At 48.0% G+C, this 16,960-nt stretch carries 18 protein-coding genes; 12 read left to right on the top strand and 6 right to left on the bottom strand.

The genetic code is table 11. From position 1 onward, the window contains the following. The first annotated feature begins 39 nt into the window (after window positions 1–39). The 8 genes from ACAN56_RS18230 to ACAN56_RS18195 all read left to right on the top strand — a co-directional run bounded on the left by ACAN56_RS18230 (window position 40) and on the right by ACAN56_RS18195 (window position 6,965). A complete protein-coding gene (locus tag ACAN56_RS18230) occupies window positions 40–993 on the top strand; it encodes an ABC transporter permease (protein WP_038594276.1) in 954 nt (317 codons plus the stop codon). A 78-nt stretch (window positions 994–1,071) separates the two neighbouring features. Continuing rightward, window positions 1,072–1,932: an oligopeptide ABC transporter permease gene (gene opp4C / locus ACAN56_RS18225; protein WP_379144776.1), complete on the top strand. Its 861-nt coding sequence runs from the start codon at window positions 1,072–1,074 to the stop codon at window positions 1,930–1,932. Between the two features lie 14 nt (window positions 1,933–1,946). Beyond that, entirely contained in the window at window positions 1,947–2,930 is a 984-nt protein-coding gene (locus tag ACAN56_RS18220; protein ID WP_038594270.1) for an ABC transporter ATP-binding protein, read from the top strand. Then, window positions 2,923–3,888 carry an ABC transporter ATP-binding protein gene (locus tag ACAN56_RS18215; RefSeq protein WP_038594267.1) on the top strand — a complete coding sequence of 322 codons (966 nt, stop codon included), beginning with the start codon at window positions 2,923–2,925 and terminating at the stop codon, window positions 3,886–3,888. The genes ACAN56_RS18220 and ACAN56_RS18215 overlap by 8 nt, the downstream gene beginning before the upstream one ends. Window positions 3,889–4,163: 275 nt before the next feature. Further along, window positions 4,164–4,778 (top strand): 50S ribosomal protein L25, encoded by a 615-nt coding sequence (locus ACAN56_RS18210; protein WP_038594264.1) that lies wholly within the window; start codon window positions 4,164–4,166, stop codon window positions 4,776–4,778. Between the two features lie 184 nt (window positions 4,779–4,962). Continuing rightward, window positions 4,963–5,595 (top strand): YhbD family protein, encoded by a 633-nt coding sequence (locus ACAN56_RS18205; RefSeq protein WP_379144718.1) that lies wholly within the window; start codon window positions 4,963–4,965, stop codon window positions 5,593–5,595. Between the two features lie 13 nt (window positions 5,596–5,608). Further along, window positions 5,609–6,298, top strand: a complete 690-nt coding sequence (locus tag ACAN56_RS18200; protein ID WP_379144715.1) for a hypothetical protein — start codon at window positions 5,609–5,611, stop codon at window positions 6,296–6,298. Then, a complete protein-coding gene (locus ACAN56_RS18195) occupies window positions 6,288–6,965 on the top strand; it encodes a bactofilin (protein WP_379144713.1) in 678 nt (225 codons plus the stop codon). The genes ACAN56_RS18200 and ACAN56_RS18195 overlap by 11 nt, the downstream gene beginning before the upstream one ends. Here the strand turns inward: ACAN56_RS18195 and ACAN56_RS18190 are convergent. Next, on the bottom strand, window positions 6,955–7,587 hold the full coding sequence (locus tag ACAN56_RS18190) for a GyrI-like domain-containing protein (RefSeq protein ID WP_379144711.1): 633 nt from the start codon (window positions 7,585–7,587) through the stop codon (window positions 6,955–6,957). The two genes, ACAN56_RS18195 and ACAN56_RS18190, sit on opposite strands and share 11 nt — an antisense overlap. 153 nt (window positions 7,588–7,740) lie before the next feature. Between ACAN56_RS18190 and ACAN56_RS18185 the strand changes: the two genes are divergently transcribed. Beyond that, the gene (locus ACAN56_RS18185) at window positions 7,741–8,625 is read left to right on the top strand and encodes an SMP-30/gluconolactonase/LRE family protein (protein ID WP_379144709.1); all 885 of its coding nucleotides are present in this window, start codon (window positions 7,741–7,743) and stop codon (window positions 8,623–8,625) included. Between the two features lie 211 nt (window positions 8,626–8,836). Here the strand turns inward: ACAN56_RS18185 and ACAN56_RS18180 are convergent, their stop codons facing one another. The 4 genes from ACAN56_RS18180 to ACAN56_RS18165 form a co-directional block, all read right to left on the bottom strand. Beyond that, window positions 8,837–9,970 carry an NADH-dependent flavin oxidoreductase gene (locus ACAN56_RS18180; protein WP_379144706.1) on the bottom strand — a complete coding sequence of 378 codons (1,134 nt, stop codon included), beginning with the start codon at window positions 9,968–9,970 and terminating at the stop codon, window positions 8,837–8,839. Between the two features lie 189 nt (window positions 9,971–10,159). Beyond that, the gene (locus tag ACAN56_RS18175) at window positions 10,160–10,738 is read right to left on the bottom strand and encodes a TetR/AcrR family transcriptional regulator (RefSeq protein WP_379144703.1); all 579 of its coding nucleotides are present in this window, start codon (window positions 10,736–10,738) and stop codon (window positions 10,160–10,162) included. Window positions 10,739–10,906: 168 nt separating this feature from the next. After that, entirely contained in the window at window positions 10,907–12,451 is a 1,545-nt protein-coding gene (locus ACAN56_RS18170) for a right-handed parallel beta-helix repeat-containing protein (RefSeq protein WP_379144700.1), read from the bottom strand. A gap of 118 nt (window positions 12,452–12,569) precedes the next feature. Further along, window positions 12,570–13,148: a TetR/AcrR family transcriptional regulator gene (locus ACAN56_RS18165; RefSeq protein ID WP_379144698.1), complete on the bottom strand. Its 579-nt coding sequence runs from the start codon at window positions 13,146–13,148 to the stop codon at window positions 12,570–12,572. 155 nt (window positions 13,149–13,303) lie between these two features. Between ACAN56_RS18165 and ACAN56_RS18160 the strand changes: the two genes are divergently transcribed. Next, on the top strand, window positions 13,304–13,984 hold the full coding sequence (locus tag ACAN56_RS18160; protein WP_379144696.1) for an SDR family NAD(P)-dependent oxidoreductase: 681 nt from the start codon (window positions 13,304–13,306) through the stop codon (window positions 13,982–13,984). A 41-nt stretch (window positions 13,985–14,025) separates the two neighbouring features. On the opposite strand, the gene ACAN56_RS18155 is transcribed toward ACAN56_RS18160, so the two are convergent. Continuing rightward, a complete protein-coding gene (locus tag ACAN56_RS18155; protein ID WP_379144694.1) occupies window positions 14,026–14,562 on the bottom strand; it encodes a CDP-alcohol phosphatidyltransferase family protein in 537 nt (178 codons plus the stop codon). A gap of 512 nt (window positions 14,563–15,074) precedes the next feature. On the opposite strand from ACAN56_RS18155, the gene ACAN56_RS18150 reads away from it, so the two are divergent. Continuing rightward, window positions 15,075–16,034: an ABC transporter permease gene (locus ACAN56_RS18150; protein WP_038594237.1), complete on the top strand. Its 960-nt coding sequence runs from the start codon at window positions 15,075–15,077 to the stop codon at window positions 16,032–16,034. A 14-nt stretch (window positions 16,035–16,048) separates the two neighbouring features. Then, a complete protein-coding gene (locus ACAN56_RS18145) occupies window positions 16,049–16,942 on the top strand; it encodes a carbohydrate ABC transporter permease (protein ID WP_379144692.1) in 894 nt (297 codons plus the stop codon). The last annotated feature ends 18 nt before the right edge of the window (window positions 16,943–16,960 follow it).

The following is a 16,960-nucleotide window of genomic DNA, read 5'->3' as shown; positions in this document are numbered from 1 at the left end:
GTATGCAACGGCAGGGGACGAATCCATAAGGAGCCAATCATGAGTACTTATTTGACAAAAAGACTGCTGTATATATTCATCATTCTGTTTGCGGCATCACTGCTCATTTTTTGCCTTTATGCTACTACGCCGGGGGACTTTATCACCGGGAATATCAAGCTGACTGCAGAACGCAAGGCGGAGCTGCGGGAGATCTACGGCCTGAACAAACCGGTGCTTGAACGTTACGGCATATGGATGAAAAATGCACTGCACGGGGATTTCGGATATTCGCTCGCCCAGCAGAAGCCGGTGCTTCAGCTGTTCAACGACTATATCTGGAATTCTTTTTTGCTGGCGGCGGTATCGACCTTTCTGACCTGGGTTATCGCAGTTATTATCGGAGTGATTTCTGCCTATAAGCAATACTCCTGGTTTGATACGCTGGTGATGATTGCCATATTCGCGGCGATGTCGCTTCCGTCTTTTTTTATCGGCCTATTCCTGATTAAAATATTGGCGGTTGACTTCAAATGGCTGCCGCCTGGAGGAATGACGACTACAGGCAGCAATGCTGCCGGTATGGCATACCTCAAAGATGTTGTGCGTCATATGACGCTGCCGGTTATAGTGATGACCTTGCTTGGGCTGGGCTCACTAACCCGGTATTTCCGCAGCAATATGATAGATGTGCTTAAACAGGATTATATCCGCACAGCCCGGGCCAAGGGCTTAAAGGAGCGGAAGGTGCTGTTCACCCATGCGCTGAGAAATGCGCTGCTGCCGGCCATTACGCTCGTTGGCTTCGAGCTTCCGGCGCTGTTCGGCGGGTCGATTATTATCGAGCAGATCTTCAACTGGCCGGGCATCGGCCAACTGTATATGAAGTCCTTCGGGCTGAGAGATTATCCTCTGCTGATGGGCTTTACGATGCTGCTTGCCATTCTGACCGTGATTGGAACGCTGCTCTCGGATATTTTGTACCGGGTTGCCGATCCGCGTGTCCGGTTATAGAGGGGGGATGACATTGTGGCAGCTAACAGCACTTTAAACGAGCTTCACAGGCCTGCAGCCAAGGTCCAGAAATCTTCACTGTTCCGGCAATCAATACGGAGACTGCTTCATAACAAGCTGGCGGTATCCGGTTTTGTAGTCGTTGTATTTATGTTTGTGCTTTGTTTTATCGGTCCTTTGTTCTCGCCGTATACAGATAACAAAATCAATATGGCCATGATGAATAAAGCACCGAATCTCAAGCATTGGCTGGGAACGGATGCGCTGGGCCGCGATATACTGACGCGGGTGATGCAGGCTGGACGCATCTCGCTTACGGTCGGACTTGCTTCGATGGTATTGTCCGTATTTCTCGGCGCCCTTCTGGGGGCGATAGCCGGTTATTACCGCGGAATTGCTGATCAGATCATCATGCGTATTGCGGATCTGCTAATGACGATTCCCAGTCTGCCGCTGCTGTTCATCTTCGGTGCGCTGCTGTCGGAATGGAAGATTCCGACGGACTACCGGATGTATATTGTTATGCTTATGCTGAGTATCGTGAACTGGCCGGGTCTGGCACGGATGGTGAGAGGCCAAATGCTCAGCCTGCGGGAACGCGAATTCATGCAGGCTGCGGTAGTGCTGGGGCTTAGCGACCGCCGAAAGCTGTTCAACCATCTGCTTCCGAACATCGTTCCACTGCTGATCGTGATGGCGACGCTTAACATCGGCGGAGCGATTCTCAGCGAATCCGTACTCAGCTTTTTCGGCTTGGGGGTTATGCCGCCGACGCCGACATGGGGGAACATGATTGATGCTGCGAATAATATGATCGATTTCCAGAATCGCCCTTGGCTGTGGATTCCGCCGGGTCTGTCGATATTCGCCACGGTCATTGCCATTAATATATTCGGTGACGGCCTCAGAGACGTGCTTGATCCTAAACAGAAGAGGTAGGTGTCCAACATCCGATGAAGGATTTAATGACGATAGACGGTCTCAGCACCAAGTTCTTCACAGAAGAAGGGAATGTAACAGCCGTTGATAATGTAAGCTTCCAGGTACGCGAAGGGGAAACGGTCTGCATTGTCGGGGAATCCGGCTGCGGCAAAAGCGTAACCGCCATGTCGATTATGGGACTGGTGGAGAAACCCGGAGGGCGGGTTGCCGGAGGAAGTATAGATTTTCAGGGAGAAGATTTATTGCAGCTAGATCAAAATACATTGCGGGCGATCCGCGGCAACGAGATTGCCATGATCTTTCAGGAACCGATGTCATCGCTCAATCCGGTAATGAAGATCGGGGAGCAGATTATGGAGCCGCTGACCGTTCATTTGAAAATGAAGAAAAAAGAAGCCCGGCTGCGGGCGATTGAGCTGATCCAGCAAGTGGGGATCTCCCGGCCTGAGCAGATTGCCGACAGTTACCCGCATGAGCTGAGCGGGGGAATGCTGCAGCGGATCATGATCGCCATCGCTATTTCCTGCAATCCGAAGCTGCTGATAGCCGATGAGCCGACTACGGCGCTGGATGTTACGATCCAGGCGCAAATTCTGGATATGCTGCGCGGGTTCAAGGAAAGCTCCAAAATGTCTATCCTGCTAATCACCCATGACCTTGGGGTCGTGGCAGAGATGGCTGACTACGTGATTGTGATGTATTCCGGCAAAATCGTCGAGGAGGGCGAGGTTGTCGAACTGTTTAAGAATCCCAAGCATCCTTACACAAGAGGTCTGCTGAAGTCAAAACCTGTGATGGGCCAGCGGCAAGAGGAGCTGTATTCAATCCCGGGGCAGGTGCCTAATCCGCTTACGCTGACTCCGTCTTGTTATTTCCATGACCGCTGTGAGCACTGCATGCCGGTCTGCCGCAGCCGCCAGCCGCAGCTCCAGGAGACGGGCAGCGGGCAAAAAGTATCCTGCTGGCTGTATGAGGAGGCGGAAGTCCATGTCTGAGGCACTGCTTGAAGTTAATCATTTGAAGAAGTATTTTCCGGTCACGCAAGGTCTGCTGAGCCGTACGGTAGGACATGTTAAAGCTGTGGATGATATCAGCATCCGGCTTCAGCCGGGCGAGACCTTCGGGCTTGTCGGGGAATCCGGCAGCGGCAAAAGTACGGTAGGCCGGACTATTCTGCGGCTGACCGAAAAAACAGCCGGAGAGGTTAAGTTTAAGGGTGTGGACATTCACAGCCTTTCACCCGCTGAGATGCGCCAGCTGCGGCCCCGGATGCAGCTGATTTTTCAGGACCCCTACAGCGCACTTAATCCCAGAGTCCGGGTTGGTGACGCCATCGGCGAAGCTCTGCTGGATCACGGATTATGCTCCAGAGCGGAGGTCCGGGGGCTGGTGCTGGATGCGCTTGAAGCCTGCGGCTTGTCCTCCTATCATATCGACCGCTTCCCGCATGAGTTCTCCGGCGGCCAGCGCCAGCGGATTGGAATAGCGCGGGCGTTGATCCTGAATCCTGACCTCATCATAGCCGATGAGCCGGTCTCGGCACTGGATGTGTCCATTCAGGCCCAGATCATCAATTTGTTCAGCAAGCTGCAGCAGAGTAAGGGACTGGCCTATTTGTTTATTTCCCACGATCTCAGCGTAGTGGAGCATTTATGCTCCCGGATCGGTGTGATGTATCTGGGCTCCATGGTGGAGACAGCGGCTAGGGACGAATTGTTCCGCCATCCGCTGCATCCGTATACCAAGGCGCTGCTTTCGGCGGTTCCCGTTCCGATTCCAAAGCTGAAGCGGGAGCGGATCGTGCTGCAAGGCGATATTCCGAGCCCGGCAAACCCGCCTTCCGGCTGCAAATTCCATACCCGCTGTCCGTTTGCCGTGGAGGTCTGCAAATCGCAGATTCCGGTGTTCCGCGATGCCGGCGGAGGCCATTATGTGGCGTGTCATTTGGCATAACTTCTTATAAATATGTATTATAATTGAATATTTACCGATTTTGACTTGGTGTACTGGCAGTGCTATACTGTTTCCACAGCAGGTAAATATGGTTAATAATAGACTGATTAGACCTATACATCTAATTGGTCTTGTTTTTTTAATACTTAAGTCAGTTGTTCGTAGTAACTCATTGCAGCCCAAGCTGACAAAACTAAGCATATGCTTTCGAAGCCAGTTTTGTTCGTAGTAATTCATTGCAGCCCAAGCTGACAAAACTTTTAGGAGGAAATATCATGAATACCACAGTACGTTTGACTGAAAGATCCGGCTCGACCTCTTCACAGCGGAGCAAAGGCTTTGTACCGGTTGTCGTCTACGGTGCAGGTTCAGATAGCCAATCCTTTACAGCGGATGCGAAGACATTGAACGAAATTCTCGGCAAGAACCCGCGGGCGATTCTCAAGGTGGAACTGCCGGATTCCGGCTCCAAGAATGTGGTGATCCAGGAAGTGCAGCGCCAGCCGCTTTCACGCAAGCTGCTGCATGTGGACCTGCATCAGATTGATATGAAGGCTGAGCTGGACACCAAGGTTGCTTTCCACTTCACCGGTGATCCTGTCGGCGTCAAGAGCGGCGGCAGTCAGCAGGTGGAGCTCTATGAGCTGGATATCCGCACCTTGCCGGACAAGCTGACTGCTACCTTTGAAGTAGATATCAGCGGCCTTGATATTGGCGATCAATTGCTGGTCTCCGATCTGCCGAAGCATGAAGGCTGGGAAGTATTGACACCAGAGGATACACTGATCGTACGAATTTCGCCTCCTGTCGCTGCTGAAGAGCCGACGGATACGGATACTGCCGAACCGGCAGCAGCCGTGGCTTCCGAAGAGGGCAAGACGGAAGAATAAGCTACTTAGCGGACTTGAAGATTTAGTTTAAATAGGAGCAGACATTTCCTTAACAAGGAGCTGTCTGCTCCTTTTGTGTGCAATGATTTGGCTGATGTGACTTGGTATGGGGCCGGGAAATTTGCTGTTTCATAATTTACAACGTAACAGTGTTATGTTACGATCGTTTCGAGGAGTGATCAAGATGGAAGAAGATTTGATCTCCAAGAAGGATCTGCTGGAGCTGACCGGCATTTCTTACGGGCAGTTGTACCGCTGGAAACGGAAACAGCTGATTCCCGAGGAGTGGTTTATCCGCAAATCTACATTTACCGGGCAGGAAACCTTTTTTCCGAAAGACAGAATTCTGGGTCGGATTCATAATATTATCCACATGAAGGATGATCTTTCACTGGATGAGCTGGCAGACAGGTTAGGTGATACTTCAACCCTCTACAAGCTGTCGTTGACGGCGAAGCAATTGTTAGAACGTAACATTGTTTCGAACTTGACCCTGGACAGATTCGGTGGGTTGGACGGAGGCGGAGTTCAGGAATTTGCCTTTGAGCAGATTGTACAACTATTTGCCGTTGACCTCTTGCTTAGCAAAGGCGAGGTGAATCTGGAGGAAGCCGACAGGCTGTTCTATACACTGACGGTGAATACGCAGAGGTTCGAGGGGAAAAGCTGGGAGCTGTTTTTTGTCCGCAAAATGGGCGTTAGCATGTTCCTGCTCGCTGCATCTCCAGCCGATCTGGTTTTTGATGAGGGCGTAAGGCTTGTTAGCAGACTCGCTTTCACAGATTTGCTGGAACAGCTGAAGGGCAAAGTGAATTAAGGAGGAATTGTTAATGCTTACTGATAAACAACTGCCGGATTTGCAGATGGCCGGAGTGAGCGGCGCCGCAGGCGGGACCTATAACAACGTTAATTTGGACGGAGTAAGCCGGGTGAACGGGCCGGTTCTGGCGCAGAATTTCAAGGGCAACGGGGTTATACAGATGAACGGGGATCTTTCAGCAGAAGAAATGGACGTGAATGGAAAGCTCAAAATCAACGGCAGCCTGGAGTCCGCGAGAATGCAGCTAGACGGAATGGTCACGATAGACGGTCCCCTACGCGGCGAGAACTGTATCCTGAACGGGATGATCCGTGTAACAGGAAGCTGCGAGCTGGAGCGTTTTGAGGGTGAGGGGAGTTTTACAGTAATCGGCTTACTTAGTGCGGGATATATGGATTTCACTCTTGAGGGGCAAAGCAAGGCGGATGAGATCGGTGTAGAGAGCCTGATTGTCCGGCAGAGGGATTCACATCTTGTGAGCAAACTGCTGGGCGGGTTGATTCCCCGGTTTAGAACAGAGCTGCTTGCCAAGGTCATTGAAGGCGACTATCTTGAACTGGAAAATACGACAGCAGATATTGTGCGGGGCGACAAGGTCATAATCGGAATAGGCTGCAGGATCGGGCGGCTGGAATACCGCTCGGAACTGAAAGTGCATCCTGGTTCAAGTGTGGGAAAGGTGGAGAAGTATGGTGAGTAATGCTGCTGAGCGCAATAATCTGAAAATTCTTGGAACTTCATCGTCTATGGGTGGATGCTTTCTCGATGTGAAGGTGACCGGTGAAGGCAAATTTTCCGGAGATGTGGATTGCCTGAGCTTTTCTTTGACCGGGAACAGCGGGATTTCTGGCAGTCTGCGGACGGAGAAATTGAAGCTCACCGGTGAAATTGAAGTCAAAGAGCGGCTTACGGCAGGAGCCCTGCACGGACAGGGGGAGATAAAGTGTGGCAGCTTAAGCGCTGAACGTGTCAAGTTGAGCGGCGATCTGGAGGTGTCCGGAGATTGCGAAGCGGAGAAGCTGCAAATGACCGGTGCGCTTAGGGTAGGCAGGCTACTGAATGCAGACATTCTGGAGCTTGTGCTGTTTGGACCCAGCCGATCGTCAGAAGTCGGGGGAGGCAGCATTACCATCAAGCGCAGCAAGGCTGGGGTTCTGCTGAAACAGGTTCAGTCGAAGGGGATTCTGTTTACTGCACGGGTGATTGAAGGAGACCAGGTGGACATTCAAAATACCCGTGCAGAAGTGGTGCGGGGGGAAAACGTCATCATTGGTGCAGACTGCGAAATCGGGATCGTGGAATACCGCGGCAAGCTGGAAATTCACAAGAGTGCCACCGTGAAGCAGCAGGTGAAGGTTACGAAGTAACTTGCCGGGATACCTGAAAGCGAAGGACGGTCTTCAGCTTCTCCGGCGCTGTTCTGCGGGCATCTGAAATATAGATTTCCCTGTGGGTGTGGGTAACCCGCTGCAAGTTATGTTCGGAACAATATTGTTCCATCCGCGCGAAGCTCTGCGGCTCCTCATCGTAAGAGCCCAGATGAAGCATTTGCACACTTAGGCCGTCTTCGGAGCTTCCGAAGGCGGCTTTATGCAGCAGTGGATGCGGTTTGGTTGTCTTTAGCTTCTCCAGGATGTCACCCGCAAGATCGGTTGTCACAAAATCAGGCTGCCGGATCATCAAGGTATAGAGCAGGTCGTCTTTGTCTAGGACAGCTTTCTTGCGGCCCTCAGGGTTCAGATCCCAAATACCTTCCAGCGGGAAAACGGTATAATCGTAGTAGCTCTCAGGTGCTGCTCCTTTTTTGGGCAGCATCTTTACCGCGTAAGCCAGAGAGTACAGCACACCTACAGCATCAGCAAAGGTCTCGCTGTTCGGATTGCCCTCTCCCTGCAGCATAAAGTAAGGAAATGCAGGCACTGTAAGAATTGCCGGTTCGACGGCGGGCAGATACAGGGCCTTGTCCTGCTTTTTCCATTCGTATTTCATAGAAATCACCTCATCAATAGATTGTGTTAATCTAAGAATATCATGTGTAACTTGACATAAGAGTGTCATCTTCGACCGGAGTAGATTAGGAAAGTGGAAGCATGTAGAATAAAGAGAAGTGTAATATACTGGCATGAATTAGGAGGAGCTTCAATGATTGGACAAGCTGAATTGGTAATTGACGCGAAAGCACTGCTTGGGGAAGGCGCCCACTGGGACGGACAGGAAAGTAAGCTTCATTGGGTTGATATCGAGGGCAGACAGCTGAGAATTTATGAACCAATGGGACAAGGCGAGGAGATCTATTCCTTCGATAGCATGGTCAGTGCGGCAGTGCCGGCCGCAGGCGGCGGCTGGATACTTGCGTTGCAGGACGGAATCTACAGCTTCAAGCAGAACGGGCAGCCGCAGCTTATCGCTGCAGTGGAGCCTGAGCTGCCCCGCAACCGGCTGAACGATGCCAAATGCGACAGTGCAGGCCGGCTATGGTTCGGCAGCATGAGTATGGATTCAACACCGGGGGCGGGCAATCTGTATGTCATGGAGCCTCATGGAGAGGTGCGCCATGTCTTGCCGGACATCGGCATCTCAAATGGACTGGCCTGGGATGACAGCCGCAGCTTGATGTATTACATTGATACGCCGACCCGGGGCGTCGATGTTATGGATTATGATCTGCAGAACGGGACAGTCAGCGGACGTAGGACAGTTTTTACTTTACCGGAAGGTGCAGGCGGTCCTGATGGGATGACGATTGACCGTGAGGGCATGCTCTGGGTGGCCCAGTGGGGCGGGAGCTGTGTCTCGCGCTGGAATCCGCACACCGGGAAGCAGATCGGCAAGGTTGAGGTGCCGGCCAAGAATGTAACCTCCTGCACTTTCGGCGGCGAGGCGCTGGACGAGCTGTACATCACTACAGCGAGAAGCGGAATGAGCGAAGAAGAATTGCAGCACTGGCCGCTGGCTGGAGGACTGTTTAAGTTCAAAGCCGGGGTGCAGGGAGTGCCGGCCAATGTTTTTGCAGGCGGGGTTCGGTAGTAACCCAAATAAAAGAAACAACGGCAGCCATGAACGACATAGCGTTCTAGACTGCCGTTGCTCTATTGAACTAAGGTGTTCCGTTGGTTTAACTAGAGATGAGTTTATATCGGGAAAGGTGAAGTCTTACAAAAAATGTGTGTAAAGATTAAAAGTGTAGAATATTAGACATTAAATTGGCGTCTCTCATAGTGATATCTTGATAATAATGTTATTCTTCAATATTGAACCATGGACCAGAAGCCTGGATGACGCCCCAAAGTTTTTCTGGAAGTTCAAGCTCACCAACCAGCGAAGCTTTTATAGCTGTTTGGATTTCTGACTCTTGTCCATTTTGAACCTTTTCAACCCAGTCAGGATTCATGATTAATGCGTGGCCAATAGCAGCTAGGGATAGCCCCTTATCAATTCCTCTAGCAACATCATCCGGAGTAACAATAGTACCAGCGGCCAGTACAGGTACTCGACCATTCACATGTTCAATAATAAGTTCTAGATACGTTTTTTCATCTTGGCTGTCGGCTGGCTTCGATGAAAGAGCATCGGCCAATGAAGCATGTACATAATCAATTTCCTCTTCAATCAGGCTTTCAACTAATGCATAGGTATCCTTCATGCATAGACCGCCTTTTTGATGTTCATCAGGAGAAATCCGGTAGCCGATAATAAACGGTTTAGTAGCATGTTTTTTAATGACATTCTTCATTTTCTGAATAACGGCTAATGGGAAGCGCAAGCGGTTTTCCATTGATCCTCCCCATTGATCCTCACGTCTGTTGAAGAACGGAGAATAGAAGTTTTGAAGTAAAAATCCATGTGCTCCATGAATTTCAACGCCATCAAACCCTGCTTCAATTGCCCGTCTTGTTGTTTCTCCAAACGCATGGATTACTTCCAATATTTCATTGTGCGAAAGTTCTCTTGGTATAATTGAAGGAGCAAATGCAGTGGCTTCCGTCTCTACAGCGCTGGAACTAACCACTTCTCCATTTGGTGTAAGGTTCGGTAGCGCTTTGTTACCTGCATGGAAAATTTGAAGTAACGCAGTAGCTCCTCCGCTTTTCACCGTATCTGCTAATTTGCGTAAACTTGGAATAAATTTATCGTCATAAGCGGCGAATTCATTCGTAAAACCGATACCGTTTGGTTGAACATGTGTACATCCAGTTATTACTAGACCTACGCCTCTTACTCTTTTTCTGTAATATTTTATTTCATCGTCTGAAACTGAGTAATCATCATTGCTGGCCCAAGTGGTCATTGGAGACATAACAATCCGATTCTTAAGGGTAATTCCATTCTTGAGGGTAAAGGATTCCATCATGTTGTTGTATTTTGCGTTCATACTTTTAATACCTCTTTCTGTATTGTGATTAATAAACGAATGTTCGTTTATTTAATAGCGCCATTCTTCACTAGCTTATTGCTAACACTGCTAATAATAAACGATCATTCGATTAAAAACAAGCTGTAATTATTCAGAGGGCTTTATTTTCTAGCATTCTGAAATAGGTTTCCCTCTGAAAATTACAAATTAAGCTTTTAAAGCCTCCCAGCTCATTTGGATTATTTCGTTCAAGTTATCCTGCTTCAATTCGACTTGACCGCTAAAATATTCCTTAACATATTGCATAACCGGGTAAAACATGAAGATATGGAGTAGGCTTGTATCCACTTGTTTAAAAATATTTTGTCTTTTGCCTTTTTCAAACAAGCTAAAGAGCGGCTCAAACAACTCTGATCCTTCTTTTCGAGATAAGTTAAGAAGGAGAGGGGAGTTCGAAAATTGCTCAATACATAAGAATTCATCCTGATTGTTCAGAATAAAATTCGCGAATTTTCTCAACGTATTTTCGAAAGCGGCTTGAATCGAAATCGAGTCATCGTATTTAAAAAGCACTTCTTGACTCATTTTCTTTTTTACATTCAAGTACAACTTGTTCAGCATATCCTCCTTATTCTCAAAATAGACGTAAATTGTTGAAGCAGATACGCCGGCTTTCTTAGCGATCTTGGACATCGAAATTTCCGCTAACCCTTCTTCATTTATCAATTTGATCGCTGCATTAAAAATACTCTCACTTTTATTTTCATCTTTATGTCTCATAGGCATATGGTGAATGATCATTCAATTAAAGTCAAGTAAGCTCTAACGTCTCTCCCGCAGAAAACTATGCTGACCTTTAACTAAATGAAAAAGGAGCTCCTGTTCATCAACTTTTCCTTATGTCATTAAACTATCATGTCCCGTTAGCGTAACGATCAGGACGTTCATGAGCCGTTACTCATCGGCCCCTATGTTAACTGATGCTCCCCGTTGTCTTGCTTGACCGTCGATGTCCAAGGTTTTGATGATGAAACTGTAAGATTTACCTGCATCGATTGCGGCGGAAGCAGCTCTAAGGTGAAAATCATGTGAGTCTTGATCCACAAATCTAGGATCGGCAAATACAGAGTGGCTATCATTTCCGGTGCGGGCCTTATAGGTGGAGAAACCGATATACTCCTGGTTTTTCCAAATCCAACTTGCTTTCGATACGTCTCCGGGAGCGTAATAAAGATTGTAGTCCACTACATTTCCCGAGTTTTTCTTCTGTTCGTTATAGATGAAGACATTCGATGAATTCGCAAAGATGATATTATTGGTGATCATATTATTTTTGGTATCGTACTGTAGCAAAATTTCACCACTGCCATCATTTAGCGAATTATTGTGATATAGGGTATTATTGATGATCTTGCTATTTACTGTTGAACCTCGTTCCGTATCGTATCCGCCCAGTGCTATTCCCGTATACCGGTTACTGTAGACTATATTGCTCCGCACGGTAACCTCGCTAGTGGATTTCCCTGCATGTTCACTGGCAATTTCAATGCCAATATCGTTGTTGTAACTGTAATTTCGTTCAATAACGCTGTCTTTTCCCCCATCGATGTAAATACCGCCAGCCGCGTTGCTATGGTTAGGAAGTGATGTACCGTAAGAAGGGTTAAAGTTCGATGTGATGTTATAAACTCTATTGCCACTGACTAATCCGTTTCTCACTTGATCGTAGGACGGATGCGGCGCCGTTCCTTCGAAGCCGATGAGATCGATACCGATATTGTCATTATCATGAATGAGATTGTTCGTCACGGCAAAAGTATCGACATTTCCGTTGATAACAAGGGACTCGCTTGAACCCAGTACCAGCTTATAAAGCTCATTACCTTCTATCGTTACATCATGAATGGAGGCGGGAGCATCAGTGCCATACACAGCGATACCGTGAGCATCCCGGCCAAGCAGGTCACTGCCGGCTGGTGTTGCGGTATTTTTGATATCATGTACTTTGTTATTCAGTATCTTAATATAGCTGCCAGAACCGTGGACAAATATACCTATTGGCAATTGCTCTGTTTTTGCTGTGCTGAAATTACGGATTTCAAACCCCTTAATCGTAATATAGCTGGCATTTTCAATCTCAATCAGGCCTTGTTGTCCTGTGACAGAAAGTCCGCTGCCATCAAGGATTGCTTTTTCCTGCGGGAAATTAGCGAACGTGATCGAACCCTCCCGGGCTGAGCCTGAACGGCTTATTTTAAGCTTTTGCTTATAGACGCCCCCTCTAACATACACCGTGCTGCCCGGTTTTGCGGAGTCTGCTGCATGCTGGAGCGTTCTCCAGGGAGATTTTTTGGTGCCCGCGTTGTCATCGTTGCCTTTGGAGTCAACAAAATAAGTAGGAGCAGCTGCGGAAGTAGAAGTGGCACGCAATTGCAACAGCATAATCATTACGGTTGCAACTACCAAACTCAGTATGAAAAATTTACGCTTTGTTTGCATTGAGCTGGATCTGCCCTCCCTGAATGTTTTCTTGTAATTATACTACAGCCATCCGGAAGCGGCTCTTATGCGCCATCTAGTAATGTAGTTACAAGAAACGACCTCCAATAGTGCCCCGTTAGCGTAACGTCAGCTCGGAAGAATGAAATCCACCTATTACTAATAATGAAACTCTCATGGCGACTTCCTCTTTATGAGTAGCTACGTTCCCAGTAGCCCATTGAAAGGCACCTTCATGGATGACTTGTGCAAAAATAGGCACATAAATATTTTTCTCGTCATCTGTATAGATGTCTTCCAGACTTTTCGACAAATATTCCTTCAACTCATTTACTATTTTTTCTTTCAATTGCGGTATGACTAAACCTACATAGCTGCTACGGCATTGGATGTTAGGTGGTTGATAAAAATCGCATACCGCTAAAACGAGCTGAAGGATGCTGTCTTGATCGAATTTCACTACGCCTGCAGTGTGTTTTACAATGGAAGCTGATGCAGAATCTCCCATAACGTAGTCCAATAATTCGTATTTGTCAGTAAAGTGCGCATAGAATGTAGCCCGGTTGACTTGTGCTCCTTTTGTTATATCCGCTATTGTTATTTTTTCGAAATCCTTTTTGGAAACTAAATGAAAAAATGCGTTAATCAAAGACTGCTTCGTTTGTGTCATTCGCACATTCATTACTTTTGTCGCCATTTGCTTCACCCCTAACCCGACATATTAACAAGCTTGTCGCTATAGCAACATTTGTGTATCGATTGTTGGTTGCTGCATTAAATCGTAGGTTGTATATTATCCATTAAAGCAACACCTGTTACTTTAATATAGCACAGAAAAGGAGCTTACGAAAAATGAAAACTATTGCAATAGTGGGTGCAGGTCCTGGATTAGGTTTGTCGCTAGCCAAAAAATTCGGAGAGAACGGATTTAGGGTGGCTGCCATTTCGCGTAATCCAGAGAAATTATCAATGATCATGAGCGAACTTAAAGCATTAAATATCGAAGCACAGTCTTATGTAGCGGATGTTACGAACTTGGCTGCTTTAAAACTAACCATTCAAGCGGTTAAAAAGGATTTTGGTTCTATCGATGTGCTGGAGTTTAGCCCTTATGCAGGGTGGGATAAATTCACAAATGTGCTGGAAACAACGCCAGAGAGTGTATTAGAACAAGTAAACAGCTATGTGTTGCCTGCCGTTCTTTTGGTCAATGAAGTATTACCGGATATGATAAATAACCGTTCGGGTGCCATTCTATTTACAACAGGCTTATCTGCTATGTTCCCGTTGCCTTTTGTCGGGAATGGTGGAATCGTTATGTCGGGTATTCGTAATTACGCTACAAACTTGCACAATGAGTTGAAAGAAAAAGGTATATTTGTCGGACATCTTTCCATCGGAACCTTAATACAAGCCGGTACAGCAGGCGATCCGGATGTCATTGCAGATACTTGGTATGACCTATACGAGAAAAAGGACCGCTTTGAAGAAATATTCCCGCCAGGGTTTGATCCGACGAAAATTCCTAATTAATAGTATCAAGGGCAACATTTGATCCGTAACTATTAATTCATTTATTTTTTGTAAAAGAGGCTGGCTCTGTTCAAATCAAGTTCGGTGGAGGTAAGGTGAATAATGCTCTCTTCCACTGCCGACAGAAAGGCGGTGAAACATACCGGCAAAAGCCATGCTGCCTGATCCAGGTGAAGGATGAGCGGAGTTGCAAACAGCAAAAAACCGGCGAGTTTGTTTCCCCAGGTATGCAGGATGGCAAATGAATGATATTTATACGCCGCAATGGCCAGGTTGGCCATGCGAATGAGCACGGTGGCAGCGATCCATGGCAGATATTCTAATATTTCATCCCCATTTTTGAAAATGATCGACACCATAACTACAGCAAAAAAGCCGAGGTCTGCAATGGAGTCCAGCTTCGCGCCCAAGGTACTTTCACTTTTGGTCTTACGGGCTATATACCCGTCCAACACATCGCTAAGCCCGCAAGCCAGATAGACTACCGTAAAGAGCAGGGCATTGCCGTAAGTGAAAAACAAGGCAGGCAAGAGCACGATCCGGCTGATTGAGAGGATATTTGCGGTATTTTTTAACAACGGCATAACCTCCTATGAAGATTGAACTTGGAAATTTAAAAAGGGTGGAAGTGACGGAGGGGAAGTTTGGAACTGGAGGAGCGTTAGCGTCCGCCTTTGTCTGTGGATTTCAACCGCGAACAGCGGAATAAAATCAAGAAATCTGCAGACAACAGCGGCCGGAAGTCCAAACATTCTCCGCAGTTACGACAATAACCCAAAATCGAAAGATCTTAAGTTCAAACTGTATATGAAGGATGTGTCCCCTTCATTTGATTGATGCGATAATCATCCCAGTTACCGTCTTCATGTGCAATTCATAATTTCACAATAGAACTGTAAACAGGCCACCGGTTCCCGGCGGTCTGTTTCTTTTGGCATCACCCTGTGAAAATGGTCCAATCCCCTGCGAAAATGGTCCGAAACTGTGCTACAGCTCTCACGGAAAGGCGATCTGTCCTCTCTCCCGGCGGTGCGCTTAGGTCTGCTAGGATGAAAGCGTAAACAAAAATCTGGATATAGGAGATTCCGATATGGGGGTACCTTCCGAAGAGCTGCTTCGCGGAGTGGAGCCGGTCCGTCCATCCCGCAGGAAGCTGCAGAACAAACACAAGCTGTTTCTCATGGCGCTTCCGTTTCTTGTTGTGACCTTTATTTTCTACTATTTGCCGATCAGCGGATGGATCTACGCGTTCTATGATTTCATCCCCGGCATTCCGCTGTCGGACACACCGTATGTCGGGCTGAAATGGTTCCGGACCATGGTTTCGAATCCGACGCAGACCGCCGAAGTGCTGCGCGTGCTGAAGAACACGGTGGCGATGAGCTCCCTGGGGCTGATTACCTCTGTTTTTCCGGTCATTTTTGCGATACTTCTCACCGAGATTAAGTCGGGCTGGTACCGCAAGTTCGTACAGACACTGACCACGATTCCGAATTTCATCAGCTGGATTCTCGTCTATGCACTGGCGTTCTCGCTGTTTTCCGTGGATAGCGGGGTGGTGAGCGGCATACTCGTGCAGTTGGGCATAGTCGATGAGGGATACAATTTCCTTGCTTCCAGCTCGAATATCTGGGTCACCATGATTGCCTGGTACTGGTGGAAATCGCTCGGGTGGGGGGCAATCCTGTATCTGGCGGCGATTGCCGGCATTGACCAGGAGCTATATGAAGCGGCAGAGGTGGACGGAGCCAGCCGGTTCCGCAAAATCTGGCATATAACCGTGCCCGGTCTTATCCCTACCTTCTTTGTACTGCTGCTGCTCTCGATCGGGAACTTTGTGAATAACGGGATGGAACAGTATTTTGCCTTCCAGAACGCAATGAACAAGGATGCCATCGAAGTGCTGGACCTGTATGTGTACAATATCGCTTTTGCCAACAACTTCCCGTTCGCCACGGCGGTCAGCATGCTGAAATCGGTCGTCAGCGTCATTCTGCTGTTCGCGGCCAATACGCTGTCGAGAGTGGTGCGCGACGAATCTATCATTTAAGGGGGTGACTCCACTTGCGAAAAAAGCTAAAGCCCGGCGATGCCCTGTTCCAAGGAATTAACTATCTGCTCTTTGGATTGTTCACCCTGAGCTGCATTTATCCGTTCTATTATCTGTTCATCAACACGATCAGCTCCAATGATCTCAGTGCGGCAGGCTATATCAAATATTATCCGCGTGAGATCCATTTCGACAACTACTTCAAGGTGCTGCGGATCAGCGGGCTCAGCCATGCGGCGCTGGTGTCGGTCTACCGTACAGTAGTCGGCACAATGCTGACTGTGGGTGCTTCGGCTTTCCTTGGGTTTCTGTTCACCAAAAAGGAGATGTGGGGCCGGCAAATCTGGTACCGCAGCGTCGTGGTTACGATGTATTTCAGCGCCGGGCTGATTCCCTGGTACATTACGATGCACAACCTGCATCTGACCAACAATTATCTGGCTTATATTCTGCCGACGATCATTACGCCATTCAATATTATTCTGGTCAAAACCTTTGTGGAGGCGATCCCGCCTTCACTGGAGGAATCCGCGAGCATGGATGGAGCAGGTTATCTGAGGGTGTTCTGGAGTATTATTGTCCCGCTGACGACGCCGATACTGGCTACGATTACGATTTTTTCGGCGGTAAGCCAGTGGAATTCCTTCATTGATACCGCATTTCTGATGACGGATACGAAATATTACACTTTGCAGTTTCTGCTCTGGCGTTACTTAAATGAGTCCAGTTCGCTGGCAGCGCTGATCCGCAATTCACCAGATATGGCGGCCAGCGTCCAGAACATGCAGACCCCGACCTCGGTCCGGATGACAGTAACGATGATTGTGGTACTGCCGATTCTGATTGTGTATCCGTTTTTCCAGCGTTTTTTTGTCAAAGGCATTATGATCGGCGCAGTCAAGGGCTGACACAAGGAAGCAGCTGCA

It is taken from the genome of Paenibacillus paludis (assembly GCF_042610515.1).
GTDB lineage: Bacteria > Bacillota > Bacilli > Paenibacillales > Paenibacillaceae > Paenibacillus_AQ.
The sequence above is the reverse complement of the archived record's forward strand: the minus strand, read 5'-3'. Positions and strand labels throughout refer to the sequence as shown.